The organism is Bradyrhizobium sp. P5_C11_2 (genome assembly GCF_054049755.1).
Genome location: NZ_JBFULT010000102.1, coordinates 1 through 16,039, shown reverse-complemented (window position 1 = coordinate 16,039; position 16,039 = coordinate 1). Strand labels below are relative to the sequence as shown.

Here is a 16,039-nt window from a genome sequence, read left to right as displayed (position 1 = left end):
CGCCTATTTGGGGCGGCCCGACGAAGCGCTGGAGCGATTGCAGAACGTATGGCGTCTCAATCCCTTTGATCCCTTGAACTTCTATTTTTGGATCGTGGCGGGAATTGCCGAATTCGTCGCTGGGCGATACGATGAAGCGATCGTTTACCTGAACAGGTCACGGCGGGCAAATCTACTTTTTCGTCCCTGTGTACGAACTCTGGCCGCCGCGCTTGCACTTTCGGGTGACGAAGCTGGAGCTGAATTGGCGGCTCGACAGCTTCTCGAAATCGAACCATCGTTTAGAGTCTCAACTTTCGTTTCCTGGTATCCGCTGCGGAAGGATGATCTGGATCGTTTCGCGAAGGGATTGCGCGCCGCGGGGTTGCCGGAATAGCCAAATACAAATTTCAAGCACCTGGGAGGCTTATTATGGGAGCTGGAGCAGGAGCGGGCGCAGGTGCTGGAGCGGGCGCAGGCGCTGGAGCGGGCGCAGGCGCTGGAGCGGGCGCAGGCGCTGGAGCGGGCGCGGGTGCTGGAGCGGGCGCAGGTGCTGGAGCGGGTGCTGGAGCGGGCGCAGGTGCTGGAGCGGGTGCAGGTGCTGGAGCGGGTGCAGGTGCTGGAGCGGGCGCAGGAGCCGGTGCGGCGTACAGTGCCGAAGCGGGGCCGGGCACGGGGCGCAGTTTTTACGCAACCCCCTCGGACCTGGACTTTCGACCTTGGGCACTCGACTTTACTCCTGATGATGCTGGGAATCCGCCGTATCCGTGGCAGGAAACTGTAGATCCCTATCAGGTCGATGCAACCGGGCAGGATGCGTTCCTCGAATGGACGACCGATGATTGGGACCCGGCATTGCGGTTCTGGACGCTTCCATACGACCGTCATCTCACTCAATGGCTGAAGGCCGTCGATCCTTCTCGACCGTCAATCATGGCGGCGCGCGAATTCGGCGGCCAGCCCCATCAATGGCAATTCGGTCGGGCTGACCTGCTGGCGAGAAGCTGGCTGGAGAGCCTCGATCTGGCGTGGCAGCCCGATCCCCTTTTAAATCCTCAAAATCCTAACGCGAACGCCGGCGCCTCGCCTGCCGGATGGACCGCGGCGAAGGGCGCGGCCTTCAACTCGATCCTCGGCGAAATCGAACAACTGCAAATGTTGATGCAGGACGATCGCGATCGCTATATGGCCGAAATCATCGAGCAGGCGGATGGCAGTGCCGGCTACATTACTGCCTTCATCGATACGAGTGAATCACGGCGCCCGTGGACAATGGAGCTCGTCAACTGCGGGTACGCCATCGGTAACGTCGCATATTTTTATTACAAGCAGCAGTTCAGCCGCGTTCGCCCATCGACGTTATGTCCAGGCCTGGCGCCTCCGTTCGGTCCTCCCGCCCATCCGTCGTTTACCAGCGGGCATTCCTTCATCGGTCATTTCATCGCGCTTCTGCTCCTGGAAATACCGGCGCTTCGCCAGCGCTACGGCTTGTTCGCCGCTCCATACAACGGTTCGCCGGGCAAGGCAGTCGACCCATGTTTACCCGTAACGGTGACCATTTCTTTGGCTAACCCCGCTGTGGTCACGGGGAACGTGGCGCTAAACGCCGGCGACCCGGTGTTTTTCCAGACGACGGCTGGTGGCGCGCTTCCGGCGCCGATTACGCCCGGAACGACTTACTATGTGATAACGACCGGGGTGGCTGGTGTCTTTCAGATTTCCAGTTCTCCGCCGAACCCCAACACTACGCCTACTCCCATTAGTACTCTCGGAAGCACGCAGTCGGGCACACAAACACTTGTCCGAAACCCACTGGCAGGGCGTCGCGAGATTGATTCGCCGCTGCTTTGGCTTGCCGGGCGTATCGCCAAGAACCGCGAACGTCTCGGCGTCCACTATGCTTCCGACTCGGCTGGAAGTCGTCACATTGCAGCCGGTATTTGGCGAGCGCTGCTGCACGACAACACGACAAGCCGMATCAATTGTCCGACGCTCTACTCGGTGCTCGCCCACGCAACCGCCGAGTGGCCGACCAAGTGGCCCTGACCGGGCCTTGTCCCTTTTGCCCGGCCGACCTGAACAACGAAGCGCACGTCATACTATCGGGCTGCCGCTAGGGGCCAACGACGATGAGACCAAGGTTGTTGTCATTGGGTACGAGGTCAATGAGTTCCGTGGGCAACTGGCTGCACGGGAAGGACGTCGTTGGATCAGTGTTGGCGGCATCGTCCCCGCAGGTTGCGATAGCCAGCACCAGATAGCGGGTGTTGGACGGCGGTGGGTTGTTGAACGTGAAATCAAATTCAACAGGCGGCGCACCTGGGTCAATGGTTTGGCCGGGGCCTGGTGACCGGGTGCACGGTTCCCACTGCATATCCTTCCATTTCGGCGGAGGACTGCCACTGGGCCATGCGTGCCACCAAACGGTGACTTCAACATTCGTTGCCTGTTGACCGCCGCGGTTTCCGACCTTCACGGAAATATTGCTGCCCGACACGACGATCGCGCTTTGGTCGGCTTGCCACAAGGGCGGAGCATCTGAACCGGACTGGTGGGGATCCCAATCGAGCGAGACCGGATTGTAGCTGCCGGGCCCATACGCGATATCGCCGTAGGGCGAGGCTTCCGAAAGTGGCCGCCGGTCCAGAATGTAGACGTCGACCGGCGGTGGAAGGCCTGGCGCGTTGCTGATCGTTCCGGCAACGGCATACAGGCCCTGGACTTCGAACGCCCAGCGAATGACCTTGTGCACACAGCCACCGATCCTGTGGAACGAGAAAGATTTGGTGCTGTACGGTGGCGGAGGAAAGGTCACGTCCCACAGGACGTCCCAGGAACTGGTGCCGATGTCGGCGTCGATCAGCGCGGAGACGAGCTGATCCGGTTCGTTGGCCAACACGGTGGTCGATGTCGGCAGAATCTGAATCCCCCTCATGATGAGGTAGACGGAATAGTGCGAAGCCGACTCGCGGGCGAGTTGGTCAGGCTGGTTTTGCATTCCCACCGCCTTCGTGTCGCCGCCGATAGCGCGGTACAGCCGGAACAGCGATGATGAAAGAATCTGCTCGGTCCAGTAACCCTTGCGTCGGGGCGGCGTTGAATCGGGCACCTGGGACATCGCATAGTGCAACGAGCCGCCCCAGCTCCATCCATGCGACACGCATCGGTCGTGGCGACGCGGCGCAAACACCCACGGGAATGTCGCGCCGCGCCAATTGGCATCTCCGGCCAGTTGCGATTGCGGGTCCGAGACGATCGCCGCGAGCGCGTCGCCGGCGCTGTGGGCGAAGCGAAATTCCAGCTCACCGACCGAGCACATCAGAAGCACGTGCCCGATCTCATGCCAGATCCAGCGCGCGTCGGCCGCGATGCCAAGTGGCTCAGCTGGCGAGCGTGTTTTTCCGTCCCATGGCTTGCGCGCCCGGGTCGAAAGGTCGGCCAGCGCCAAATGCAGTTGCAGGATCGGACGATCGCTGAGCTTGGTCGGTCCGACGTAGTCGACCAGCCAGCCCTCCGGAAGAACACGCGCATTGACGGTCTGGCCGTCCTTGCCGGGGCCTGGCCGCACCCCGGAGCGATAAAAGACCTTGAGCGGCAGGCTRGCGATCCGAAAGTACGAAACCGCACTCATTCCATACGCATCGAGCCGCTCGAAGAATTGCCGGACATTGTTGTACGCGCTGATTGCCGCGAAGTCGTTCGATCGAACGAGAGGCGCGGACGTGTCGGGTAGATCGACCGTCTTCGGATCTCCTGGGTAAGGGGGAGGGGGAGGACCGTCGGCAAGGACAAATCCGGGGCAAACCACCACCCTTACATCTTCGATGAATCCGGCTGGCTCTGGATAGGGCGGTTCCGGGTAAATCAACGGATCCGCCTGATGCGCGGTGATTTCCTCATCGTCGCGATAGTGCTCGAGTTCTTTTTCGGTGCGTGTCGGGCGCCGCTTGCGAAGATCGGTCGGCGCCTCCTGCGACGCAGGATCAAGCGGAAACACCCACGCGTGCCCAGGCGTCATCGCATCGGCGACGAGCTCAACCTTGCTGACAAGAGCCCCAGCCTCTGTCGGCGTCCCCGAGAACACGAACGAATACGGCGTAGCCCTGGTTCGGCCGCCCTCCGTCTCAGGCTTGCTCGTGGCTTGCCACTGGACACGCGGTGTTCCGTCCCGTGTTCCGTCGGATGCGGCGGCGATCCGGGCGCCTCGAATGGACACGGATTGATTTTTCAAGCCAAGCTGCTTGGACATCTGGGTCTTGACATGAAAAAGCCTGTCCGGATTGAAGATCGGCGCGAACTCGTCCTTCTCTACCAAATTGAATACTCGGGGGGTGCTGTAAGGGCCGAACGGAAGTGACGCGGTCATCCCGGTAATGCGTGTTTCGTATTTTCCGTTCTTCGGCCGCACATGCACAACCACGCGGATGCCGAACCCGGAGCCCAGGAAATGGCCGGGCGGTTTGAGCTTGTCGGGAATCCACTCGGAAGCCACCAGAATCACGGTCTGATCGACAAGCTCGCCTGCCCGCGACTTACGCTCAACTCGGAACGAGACGAACGGGTCGCCGGCATTGTCGTCGTCCGGCTTCGCGGGGGGCCAGCCAAGGGGCAACCACCGGAAGAAGCCTGAACGAGGCTTGATCGATGCGTTCGAGATGGTCGTGTGCACTGACGGGAGATGGATTCGCGGATCGATCTTGGAATTCCTCGTCACCGCTTTGAGGTATTCATTGCCCAGACGCTGCATGTGACGATCATCAATTGCGTCGACGGTTTTCAGAAACGGAGCCGTTGGATGACGCAGCAAAATAGAAGTCGGTGCGTTGGCCGCGTCGCCCCAGCGCTCGCTCCAGAGCGCATATTTGCTGGGACGCCACTCCGCTGAATCGCGCGGTCCGCGAGCAACTTCATCTGCCATCTGCCACCCCTCCTGCTTGAGGCGCCCGTCACACTGTGACGGAGCTCAATGGTGTGCGCGCTTGCGCCTGGCGTCGTTGTCGATGAATTCTACTCCATGCCGGCATCTCGCGATAGCCGTTCCAGCTGGTATGGCCTCATCATGGAGGCGGCGTGTTTGCAACCTGCAAGCAGAACGGCCGGCCGAATGGGGCGCGATTGCGCGCCCGACCGCCGGCAAGCCTGCACCAAACAAGCTCGATTTATGAGTACGCGCCTGGTGATCAACCTTCAGCGCACAGGTGGCGGACTGGTTCGTCGTCGGCCGCGGCCGGCATTGCGATCTTCCGCCGCAGGCAGCCTCAAGAGAAGTCCTGCGTCAGCGTCGTGGCGAACCGCTCCAGCGCCCAGTCGACCTGGTCGCTGGTGATCACCAGCGGCGGGGCGATGCGGATCGTATGCTCATGGGTATCCTTGGCGAGGATGCCCTTGCCCTGGAGCGCCTCGCAGTAGCGGCGTGCGCGGCCGGCCTCGGGATGCAGCTCGACCGCCAGCATCAGGCCGCGCCCGCGCACCTCGCGGATCGTGTTGGCACGGATGTCTTTCAAGCCTTGCAGAAAGCGCGCGCCCTGGCTGGCGGCGTTCTCGATCATGCCTTCCTCGACCAGCACGCGCATCGCCGCGCGCGCCACCGCGCAGGCAAGCGGGTTGCCGCCGAAGGTCGAACCGTGCTGCCCGGGTCTCAATGTCCCGAGCACTTCGTTGTTCGAGAGCACGGCCGACACCGGATAGAAGCCGCCGGACAGGGCCTTGCCGAGCAGCGTCACGTCCGCCTCGATGCCCTCGTGCTGTTCGGCGAGCAGCTTGCCGGTGCGGCCGAGCCCGGTCTGGATCTCGTCGAGCACCAGCATCACGTTGTTGGCGGTGCAGAGCTCCCGCACCCTGGTGAAATAGCCGTCGGGTGGAATGATGACGCCGGCTTCGCCCTGGATCGGCTCGACCAGGAAGGCGACCGTGTTCGGCGTGATCGCTGCTTCCAGCGCCGCGGCATCGCCGAACGGGATGATCCTGAAGCCCGGCGCGAACGGCCCGAAGTGTCCTCGTGTCTCAGGGTCCGTTGAAAAGCCGACGATGCCCAGCGTGCGTCCGTGGAAATTGTCGGCGCAGACGATGATCTCGGCGTGGCCGTCCGGCACGCCCTTCACCTCATAGCCCCATTTGCGCACCGACTTGATCGCGCTTTCGACCGCCTCGGCGCCGCTGTTCATCGGCAGCACCCTGTGGGAGCCGGTCAGCGCCGCGATCTCTTCGTAGAACGGGGCGAGCTGGTCGTTGTGGAAGGCGCGCGAGGTGAGCGTCAGCCGGTGCGCCTGTTCCACCATCGCCGCCAGGATCCTGGGGTGGCAGTGGCCCTGGTTGACCGCCGAATAGGCGGAGAGGCAATCGAGATAACGGTTGCCGTCGGTATCCCAGACCCAGACGCCTTCGCCGCGCGACAGGACGACCCCGATCGGCTCGTAATTATGGGCGCCAAAGCGTGCTTCGGTTGCGAGGAAATCAATGACGGACGAACTCATCTTTCGTCACTCCATTGCTGCGTGCCGCGCTCGAATTGATCGGGGCCTCAGCGAGGTGCGCGATGCCGCTGATTTGCCTCCCCTTGTCAAATGGTTACGCGAATCCACCAAGGCAATCTTGCGCCAACCGCCGCTACTTTGCATGGGGTTGTTTGCGACTTTTTTGTTTTCGGGCCTCAACCGATCGCGCAGGGCACGCTCAAAAAGCCGCGGAACCGCACCCGTCCGCCGCGCACCGGCTGACCGCTCACCGCATAGTTCGGGAAGCGCGCCAGGAAACGCGAGATCGCGAKCGCGCCTTCGAGCCGCGACAGCGACATGCCGGCGCATTGATGCGCGCCGGTGGCGAAAGCGAGATGCCGGTTCGGCGTGCGCGCGATGTCGAAACGTTCCGGATCCGGAAACTGCGCGGGATCGCGGTTGGCTGCACCAATGCACAGCGTGATCGACGTGCCCGGATCGAGCATGACGCCGCCGAGCTCGACCCGCTCCGTGGTCATGCGGTTGCCGAGCTGGTTCGAGCTTTCGTAACGCAGCATCTCTTCGACGGCGGTCTTGATCAGGTCCGGATTGTCGATCAGCCGCCGTTTCTGGTCCGGATTCCGGTGCAGCGCCACGAGGCCGTTGCCGATCAGATTGGTGGTGGTCTCGTGGCCGGCATTGAGCAGGAAGATGCAGTTGTGCAGCAGCTCCTTCTCGGTCAGCCGCTCGCCATTCTCCTCGCCCTGGATCAGCCGCGTCAGCACGTCGCGCTCGGGATTGCCGGGCTTCTCGCGCCGGCGCGCAACCAGCGTTTGAAGGTAGGCGAGAAAATCCGTCACCGCCTTGTTGCCGCGCGCAGCTACTTCCGGCGACACCACGGGCTCGAGCGCACCGAGGATCGCCAGCGACCAGTCGCGCAGCGGCGCGCGCTCGTCGTGGGGAACGTCGAGCAGGTTGCCGATGACTTCAATGGGGATCGAGGCGGCGAAATCCTCGATCAGCTCGCAATGACCCTTGGCGGCGATCGCATCGAGCAGGCCGTCCACCAGCGTGATGAGATCGCCCTCCATGCCCGCGATCGCGCGCGGCGACAGCGCGCCCATGATCAGGCGCCGCACCCGGGTATGCGCCGGCGGATCGTTGAAGACGAGGCTGGTGGTGTGGTGCTCGTAGAGCGGGGTGTCGCCGTATTTCGGCGCGAACTCGCGCTTCTTGTCCGAGCTGAACGATTTCGTATTCTTGTAGGTGGCGACGAGGTCGTCGTAGCGGGTCAGGAACACGGTGCCGTTGGGCAGGCGCTTGACCGGCTCGTTCTCCCGCAGTGCACGATAAGTCGGGTACGGATTGTCGTAGAATTCCGCCGTCAGCTTCTCGAGATCGAACCTGGCCGCCAGTTCTTTCGCATCTGCGTTCATGCCGCCATACTCGCTGGTTGAGACCGATATGCCGTTTTCGCTCTTTCGAGCGGTGCGGGTCACCGTCTACAGTCGCGCCGTCATTTGCTAGCCGACCGGACAGGAAAATGCACGCCCGCGCTGACGCAGCCGAGACGGCCCCGAATTGGCCCGACGATATTTTCGCGACATTGCAACGCTTCGACGTCCGGCAGGTGCCCTACGTGCCGGACGCCGGCCATTCGAAGCTGATCCAGCGCGTGCTCGCCTCCTCCACGATGCGCGGCATTCCGCTGACGACGGAGGAGGAGGGCGTGGCGCTGTTGGCCGGGGCCTGGACCGGCGGGCAGCGCGGCGTGCTGCTGATGCAGTCGAGCGGGGTCGGCAACTGCATCAACATGTTCTCGCTGATCCCGATCCTGCGCTTTCCGTTCCTCACGCTGGTGACCATGCGCGGCGAGTGGGGCGAGTTCAATCCGTGGCAGGTGCCGATGGGATCGACCACGCAAGGCGTGTTCGAGCTCTCCGGCATCAAGGTGCTGCGCGCCTCCAATGCGGCCGAGGTGCCGGCTGTGTTAGAGGCGGCCGCAGCTCAGGCCTATAACGCGCTCACGCCGACCGCCGTCCTGTTGTCGCAGCGCCTGATCGGCGCCAAGGTTTTCACCAAATGAGCAAGGCCAATCTCCTCGACCGCCGTCAGGTGGTGTCCACGCTGCTTGCGGACCGCAAGGACGTGGTTGCGATCGGCGGCTTGGGTGCCTCCACCAACGACATCACCGCCGCCGGCGACCACGCGCGCAACTTCTATCTCTGGGGCGGCATGGGCGGCGCCGCGATGATCGGGCTGGGGCTCGCACTGGCGCAACCGAAACTGCCGGTGCTGGTAATCACCGGCGACGGCGAGATGCTGATGGGCATGGGCAGCCTCGCCACCATCGGCCTCCAGAAGCCGTCCAACCTCTCGGTCGTGGTGCTCGACAACGAGGCCTATGGCGAGACCGGCGGCCAGACCAGCCACACATCCGCGGCGGCCGACCTTGTCGGCGTCGCCAGGGCCTGCGGCATCCCGGACGCCTGCGCGATCTCGACCATGGCCGAGGTCGAGGCCTTCGCCAAAGCCGTCCAGGACGTCTCGGCGGGGCCGCGGTTTGCCAATGTGAAGATCGGCAGCGCCAACGTTGAGCGGACTCTGCCAAGCCGGGACGGGACCTATATCGTCAACCGGATCCGCGGCGATCTCGGCTTCCAGCCGATCTGACGCCAGCCGGGAAGCAGTTCTCCCGCACCTCCGCCCCCGCGGCGTGTGGCCAATTTCCAACGAATTTGCACCCATTTAGGTTGCGATGCAGCATTCTGCTTGACTTTTGCGTGGGTGAGTGCTTACTCACTAACATRAGCTCACTGCGAATGACGAGCGACCTGAGGCGTCAATTAATCCTCGGCGCCGCAAAGCGCTGCTTTGCCAGGCACGGCTATACCGGCACCACGACCAAGAGCGTGGCGGCCGCCGCTGCCATTTCCGAGGCGCTGCTGTTCAAGCATTTCCCGTCCAAGGCGGCGCTCTACGCCGAAATCCTCAGCGATGAATGCGAGGCCGATCCGGCGCTGATGGATCTCATGGAGCGGGACCCCTCGACTGCCACCCTGGTCGAATTGATTCGCGGTATGGTTGAGCATTTCCTGCAAATCGCGGACGGTCCCGATCAGGAAGAGGCGGAGCGCCTGCGACTGATGGCCACGAGCCATTTGGATGATGGCGAATTCGCGCGTTTGCTATATGCCAAGATCGAGAAGCTGATCGGGGCGGTCTTCGTCGCTTCGCTCGAGCGCGCTGTCGCCGCCGGCGATGCGCGCCCGTGCACCGGCGAGCCGCTCAATCTGTTCTGGTTTGCGCATCATTCGGTGATGACCGCTGCGTTGACCAGGCTGCCGGCCACGCCTTGCCTCGCTTACGACGGGGCGGACGACCTGGGGCGTCAGCTCTGTGAGTTTCTCCTGAGGGGTATCGGACTTAACGACGCCGCAATTGCTTCGCATTTGGGCCGCGATCAGGCCGCGGATGCGGGCAAGACGGCGATTGCAGAAAGCGCATGACATGAACATCGTAACCGAACACAAGATTTCGGGCGAACCGATCGACAACAAGGCTCCCAAGCGTCCGGTTCGGCCGGTGCTGTGGTTCATCATCGTCGGCACGCTGCTGGGCGTGCTCGTCGGTGGTCTCGTCTGGTTCAATTATTTCCGCGGCCAGATGATCAAGCAGTTCTTCGCCAGCAACAAGCCGCCGCCGGTCGCGGTCAGCGCCGCCGAGGCGAAGTCGGAAGTGGTGCCGAACCTGTTGACCGCGGTCGGCGGGCTTGCCGCCGTGCACCAGGTCGACGTCAGCGCCGACGTCAACGGCCGCGTCACCGAGATCAAGTTCGAGCCGGGCACGCATGTCGAGGCCGGCACACCGCTGGTGCAGTTCTTCGACATGCCGGAGCAGGGCGACCTCGCCAATTTCAAGGCGCAGGCGACCGTCGCGCAGCTGTCGCTCGACCGCGCCAAGCAGCTGGCCTCGCGCCAGTTCGGTCCGCAGGCGACCGTCGATAACGCGCAGGCTGCCTACGATCAGGCGCTGGCCGGCATCGCCAAAACCGAGGCCGTGATCTCGCAGAAACTGGTGCGCGCGCCGTTCTCCGGCGATCTCGGCGTGCGCAAGGTCGAGGTCGGCCAGTACCTGACGGCCGGCACGGCCATCGTCTCGCTGACCGATCTGTCGGAGCTGTGGGCCAACTTCACCGTGACGGAAAAGGATTCCGGCAACCTCAAGGTCGGCCAGCCGGTCCGGCTCAAGGTCGACGCCTATCCTGGCCGCACCTTCGACGCCAAGATCACCACGATCGAGCCGCAGATCTCGACCGACACCCGCAACATCCGCGTGCAGGCGACCGTCGCCAATCCGGAGAAGATCCTGAAGCCCGGCATGTTCGTGACCACCACGGTGGTGCTGCCGAACAAGCCGGCGGTGATCACCGTGCCGGAGACCGCGGTCGACTACACGCTGTATGGCGACTCCGTGTTCGTGATCACCGAGAAGAAGGAAGAGGACGGCAAGACCAGCCTGAGCGCCGTGCGCACGTTCGTGCAGACCGGCAACCGGGTCGAGGGTCGCGTCGAAATCATCAAGGGCGTGAAGCCGGGCGACAAGGTTGTCGCAGTCGGCCAGCTCAAGCTGCAATCGGGCGCGGCGGTGTCGATTTCGACCGACCCGGCCCCGCAGATCCCGGCGCAGCCGCCGCGCTATTGATACCGCAAACGTCGCAGCATGATCCGGCACGGCCGGATCATGTTCGTGCAAGTCAACGAAATCGAGATCGCCGCGATGCGCTTTACTGATATTTTCATCAAACGCCCGGTCCTGTCGGTCGTTGTCAGCCTGCTGATCCTGCTGATCGGCCTGCGCGCGGCGATGGTGCTGCCGATCCGGCAATACCCGAAGCTGTCGAACACGGTCATCAACATCACGACCGTCTATCCCGGCGCATCCGCGGACCTGATCCAGGGCTTCATCACCACGCCGATCGAGCAGGCGGTCGCGTCCGCCGAAGGCGTCGATTACATGACCTCGTCGTCGGTGCTCGGCACCTCGACGATCCAGGTCTACATCAAGCTGAACTTCGATCCGAACCAGGCGCTCACCGAGGTGCTGGCCAAGACGAACTCGGTCAAATACCTGATCCCGAAGGAATCCAACGACCCGATCGTCACCAAGACGACGGGCCAGACCACTGCGGTGATGTATCTCGGCTTCTCCTCCGAGGAGCTGTCGGGCTCGGCGATCTCGGACTATCTGACGCGCGTGGTGCAGCCGGTGCTGTCGACCGTCGACGGCGTGGCCTCTGCCGACATCCTTGGCGCCCAGAACTTCGCGATGCGGCTGTGGCTCGATCCGGTGAAGATGGCCGGCCGCAACGTGTCGCCCGGGGATGTTGCCGCCGCGATCGCCGCCAACAACTTCCAGTCCGCGGCAGGCCAGACCAAGGGCTATCTGATCGTCTCGAACGTCTCGACGAATACGGGCCTGACAGACGTCAATCAGTTCAGAAAGATGATCGTCAAGGCCAAGGACGGCGGCTTCGTGCGGATGGAGGACATAGCCACCGTCGAGCTTGCAGCCCAAAGCACGGACGCGAGCGTCGCCTTCAACGGCGAGCACGCGATCTTCATCGGCGTGCAGGCGACCCCGCAGGGCAACCCGCTGACGCTGGTCAAGGGCGTGCGCGCGCTGTTCCCCGAGCTCGAACGCAATTTGCCGCCGTCGATGAAGATGAAGGTGGCCTACGATTCCACCAAGTTCATCCAGTCCTCGATCGACGAGGTCGAGAAGACGCTGGGCGAAGCCGTGATCATCGTGATCGTGGTGATCTTCCTGTTCCTGGCGTCATTCCGCTCCGTCATCATTCCTGTCGTCACCATCCCGCTATCGATGATCGGCGTCTGCACGCTGATGCTGGCGCTGGGCTTCAGCTTCAACCTGCTGACGCTGCTGGCGATGGTGTTGGCGATCGGCCTCGTGGTCGACGACGCCATCGTCGTGGTGGAGAACATCCACCGCCATCTGGAGGAAGGGAAGACACCGGTACAGGCGTCGCTGGAAGGCGCGCGCGAAATCGTCGGTCCCGTCATCTCGATGACGATCACGCTCGCGGCCGTGTACGCGCCGATCGGCTTCCTCGGCGGCCTCACCGGCTCGCTGTTCCGCGAATTCGCCTTCACGCTCGCGGGCTCGGTGATCGTGTCGGGCGTGATCGCGCTGACGCTGTCGCCGATGATGTGCTCAGTGCTGCTGAAGAACACCGAAGAGGGCCGCTTCGCCAAGTTGGTGAACAGGGTGTTCGGCGCGCTGACGCGCTGGTATGGCCGCAGGCTCGACCGCTCGCTCGACTACAAGGCCATCACCGGTCTGTTCGCGGTGACGATCCTCGGGCTGGTCGGCTTCCTCTACATGCACACCTCGAAGGAGCTGGCGCCGGAGGAGGACCAGGGCATCGTCTTTGCGGTGACCAAGGCGCCGAAATACGCCAACATCGACTATGTCGATTTCTACGGCGAAAAGCTCGACGAGAAATTCCAGAAATTCGCCGAGACCGATCTGCGCTTCGTGCTGAACGGCATCAACGGCCCGCAGGGCGGTATTGCCGGCATGCTGCTCAAGCCCTGGGAGGAGCGCAAGCGTTCGTCGATCCAGCTGAAGCCGCTGGTGCAGGCCGAGCTCTCCAAGATCGAGGGCGTGCAGGCCTTCGCGTTCAACCTGCCGCCGCTGCCGGGCGGGCCGGGCGGCCTGCCGGTGCAGATGGTGATCAATTCCACCGCCGGATTCCAGACGGTCTATGAGCAGATGGAGAAGCTGAAGGACGCCGCGCGCAAGAGCGGCATGTTCATCGTCTCCGACAGCGATCTCGCCTACAACCAGCCGACTGTGACGGTGAAGATCGACCGGACCAAGGCCCAGGATCTCGGCATCAACATGCAGAACGTCGGCAGCGCGCTGGCCGTGCTGCTGGGTGGCAACTACGTCAATCGCTTCAACCTCGAGGGCCGTTCCTACCAGGTCATTCCGCAGGTGCCGCGTGGCCAGCGCCTCTCGCCGGACTCGCTCGGCGGCTACTACGTGACGACCAGCACCGGTCAGCAGCTTCCGCTGTCGACGGTGGTGTCGATCGACACCAGGACCGACCCGAATTCGCTGACGCACTATAACCAGCTCAATTCGGCAACCTTCTCGGCCGTGCCGATGCCCGGCGTGACCGTGGGTGCTGCGGTCGACTTCCTCGAAAGCGAGGCCAAGAAACTGCCGCAAGGCTTCAGCCACGACTATCTGGCCGACAGCAGGCAGTACGTGCAGGAAGGCAACCAGCTCGCGATCACCTTCGGTTTCGCGCTGATCATCATCTTCCTGGTGCTGGCGGCGCAGTTCGAGAGCTTGCGTGACCCGCTGGTGATCATGATCTCGGTGCCGATGGCGATCGTGGGTGCGCTGATCCCGCTGTTCTTCGGCGCGGCGACGATGAACATCTACACCCAGGTCGGTCTGCTGACGCTGGTTGGCCTCATCACCAAGCACGGCATCCTGATGGTGGAGTTCGCCAACGAGCTCCAGGTCAACGAGCGGCTCGACCGCCGGTCGGCCATCGAGATGTCCGCACGCATCCGCCTGCGGCCGATCCTGATGACGACGGCCGCGATGGTGACTGGCCTGATTCCGCTCCTGACCGCGACCGGCGCGGGCGCGGCCAGCCGCTTCTCGATCGGCCTCGTGGTCGTCGCCGGCATGTCGATCGGCACGCTGTTCACGCTGTTCGTGCTGCCCGCGGTCTACGTGGTGCTGGCGACCGACCATCGCGCGGCGGCCGATTCCGAGCGGAACAAGCAGGTCGCCGATCTCGACCTCGGCTCCAAGGCCCTGCGGCCGACCTGAGGCTGGAAGCAAGCGAATCAGAGGGCGGCAGCGGCCAATCCGCTGCCGCCCTTTTTCGTTGTGCCCTGGCCGCTGGCGATGATGCGGCTGTCGCCGCGGCCGTCGGGCGGGCCCTTTGCCATGCTCGCATGAGACAAGGTCTCGTCTTCTTGCTAGGTTCCGCCGGATGAGCCTTTCCCTCCATTCCGGCACCCCGCAAGCCAGGACGCTGCCCAGCGCGGCCGCGGATGGCGTCGTCCCCGGTGTGACGGGGCGAGGGATCAGGACCCGGCTGTTCACTAAATATGTCGCGCTGTTCGTGGCCGTCGTCGCGGTCGCGCTGCTGGCCAATGGCCTGTTCGAGGTCTTCTTCTATTATCGCGAGCACAAGGCGTCGCTGATCAGGGTCCAGCACGAGCAGGCCGAGGCGGCCGCCGCCAAGATCAGCCAGTTCGTCAAGGAGATCGAGAGCCAGCTCGGCTGGACCACGCAGCTGCCATGGTCGGCGGGCTCGATCGAGCAGCGCCGGTTCGATGCGCTGCGGCTGCTGCGCCAGGTGCCCGCGATCACCGAACTCGCGCAAGTGGACCCGACCGGCAAGGAGCGCCTGCGCGTCTCGCGGCTGGCGATGGACGCGATCGACAGCGGCGCCGACCTCTCGGGCGATCCAAAATTCACCGAGGCCGTCGCGCACAAGGTCTATTACGGGCCGGTCTATTTTCGCCGGGAATCCGAGCCCTACATGACGCTGGCGTTGGCCGGGGCGCGCAAGGATGCGGGGGTCAGCATCGCGGAGGTGAACCTCAAGCTGATCTGGGACGTCGTGTCGCAGATCAAGGTCGGCGAGCACGGACACGCCTATGTGGTCGGTCCCGAAGGGCGTCTGATCGCGCATCCCGATATCAGCCTCGTGCTGCGCAACACCGACATGTCGGGGCTTGCGCAGGTGCGTGCCGCGCAGGCCGCCGGTGGCGCGATGCCCGATACGCTTCCTGAGGCGCTCAACATCCAGGGGCAGAAGGTGCTGACCGCATCGGCCCCGATCGCGCCGCTGCACTGGACCATGTTCGTCGAGCTGCCGGTCGAGGAAGCCTATGCCGCGCTCTATGGCTCGTTGCAGCGGCTTGCGATCGTGTTGCTTGCGGCGTCGATTTTCGCGGTGCTCGCCGGGATATTCCTGGCGCGCCGCATGGTCGGCCCGATCCAGGCGTTGCGCAGCGGCGCCGAGCGGATCGGCGGCGGCGATTTCTCCCAGCGCATCTCGATCAGGACCGGCGACGAGCTCGAGGGGCTTGCCGACCAGTTCAACGATATGGGCGCGCGGCTGCAGGAATCCTATGCGGATTTGGAAAAGAGGGTCGAGCAGCGCACCGCGGAACTCAGGCAATCCCTGAACGATCTGCGCGCCGCGCAGGATCGCCTGATCCAGACCGAGAAGCTCGCCTCGCTCGGCCAGCTCACGGCCGGCATCGCCCACGAGATCAAGAACCCGCTCAACTTCGTCAACAATTTCTCCGCGGTCTCGACCGAGCTGATCGACGAGCTCAACGAGACCCTGCAAGCGGCTGCGCTCGACGGCAAGACGAAGGAGGAGGTCGACGAGCTGACCGGCATGCTCAAGAGTAATCTGGAAAAGGTGGTGCAGCACGGCAAGCGCGCCGATTCCATCGTCAGGAACATGCTGCTGCATTCTCGCGAGGGCTCCGGCGAGCATCGTGCCGTCGACATCAATGCGATCGTGGAGGAAAGCCTCAATCTGGCCTATCATGGCG

At 63.5% G+C, this 16,039-nt stretch carries 11 protein-coding genes and 1 pseudogene; 9 read left to right on the top strand and 3 right to left on the bottom strand.

What is annotated here, in order from left to right:
* The 3 genes and pseudogenes from ACXJL8_RS12940 to ACXJL8_RS12930 all read left to right on the top strand — a co-directional run.
* Positions 1-376 (top strand): annotated as a pseudogene (locus ACXJL8_RS12940) (adenylate cyclase 3); the annotation flags it as partial.
* A 63-nt stretch (positions 377-439) separates the two neighbouring features.
* Complete coding sequence (locus tag ACXJL8_RS12935) at positions 440-763, top strand: hypothetical protein (protein ID WP_456623128.1); 324 nt, start codon at positions 440-442, stop codon at positions 761-763.
* 71 nt (positions 764-834) lie between these two features.
* A complete protein-coding gene (locus tag ACXJL8_RS12930; protein ID WP_456623127.1) occupies positions 835-2,025 on the top strand; it encodes a hypothetical protein in 1,191 nt (396 codons plus the stop codon).
* Between the two features lie 67 nt (positions 2,026-2,092).
* Here the strand turns inward: ACXJL8_RS12930 and ACXJL8_RS12925 are convergent, their stop codons facing one another.
* The 3 genes from ACXJL8_RS12925 to ACXJL8_RS12915 all read right to left on the bottom strand — a co-directional run bounded on the left by ACXJL8_RS12925 (position 2,093) and on the right by ACXJL8_RS12915 (position 7,849).
* Positions 2,093-4,897, bottom strand: coding sequence for a hypothetical protein (locus tag ACXJL8_RS12925; RefSeq protein WP_456685072.1), 2,805 nt, complete (start codon positions 4,895-4,897; stop codon positions 2,093-2,095).
* A 340-nt stretch (positions 4,898-5,237) separates the two neighbouring features.
* Positions 5,238-6,452: an ornithine--oxo-acid transaminase gene (gene rocD / locus ACXJL8_RS12920; protein WP_456623125.1), complete on the bottom strand. Its 1,215-nt coding sequence runs from the start codon at positions 6,450-6,452 to the stop codon at positions 5,238-5,240.
* Between the two features lie 176 nt (positions 6,453-6,628).
* The gene (locus ACXJL8_RS12915) at positions 6,629-7,849 is read right to left on the bottom strand and encodes a cytochrome P450 (protein ID WP_456685071.1); all 1,221 of its coding nucleotides are present in this window, start codon (positions 7,847-7,849) and stop codon (positions 6,629-6,631) included.
* Between the two features lie 107 nt (positions 7,850-7,956).
* Between ACXJL8_RS12915 and ACXJL8_RS12910 the strand changes: the two genes are divergently transcribed.
* The 6 genes from ACXJL8_RS12910 to ACXJL8_RS12885 form a co-directional block, all read left to right on the top strand.
* A complete protein-coding gene (locus tag ACXJL8_RS12910) occupies positions 7,957-8,499 on the top strand; it encodes a phosphonopyruvate decarboxylase (protein ID WP_456623123.1) in 543 nt (180 codons plus the stop codon).
* Positions 8,496-9,086, top strand: coding sequence for a thiamine pyrophosphate-dependent enzyme (locus tag ACXJL8_RS12905; RefSeq protein ID WP_456623122.1), 591 nt, complete (start codon positions 8,496-8,498; stop codon positions 9,084-9,086). The genes ACXJL8_RS12910 and ACXJL8_RS12905 overlap by 4 nt, the downstream gene beginning before the upstream one ends.
* A 149-nt stretch (positions 9,087-9,235) precedes the next feature.
* The gene (locus tag ACXJL8_RS12900; RefSeq protein ID WP_456685070.1) at positions 9,236-9,922 is read left to right on the top strand and encodes a TetR/AcrR family transcriptional regulator; all 687 of its coding nucleotides are present in this window, start codon (positions 9,236-9,238) and stop codon (positions 9,920-9,922) included.
* A 1-nt stretch (position 9,923) separates the two neighbouring features.
* The gene (locus ACXJL8_RS12895; protein WP_456623120.1) at positions 9,924-11,117 is read left to right on the top strand and encodes an efflux RND transporter periplasmic adaptor subunit; all 1,194 of its coding nucleotides are present in this window, start codon (positions 9,924-9,926) and stop codon (positions 11,115-11,117) included.
* Between the two features lie 75 nt (positions 11,118-11,192).
* Positions 11,193-14,288, top strand: coding sequence for a MexW/MexI family multidrug efflux RND transporter permease subunit (locus ACXJL8_RS12890; protein ID WP_456685073.1), 3,096 nt, complete (start codon positions 11,193-11,195; stop codon positions 14,286-14,288).
* 166 nt (positions 14,289-14,454) lie between these two features.
* Positions 14,455-16,039, top strand: a 1,585-nt coding sequence (locus tag ACXJL8_RS12885) for a sensor histidine kinase (protein ID WP_456685069.1), incomplete at its 3' end; no start/stop codon positions are given.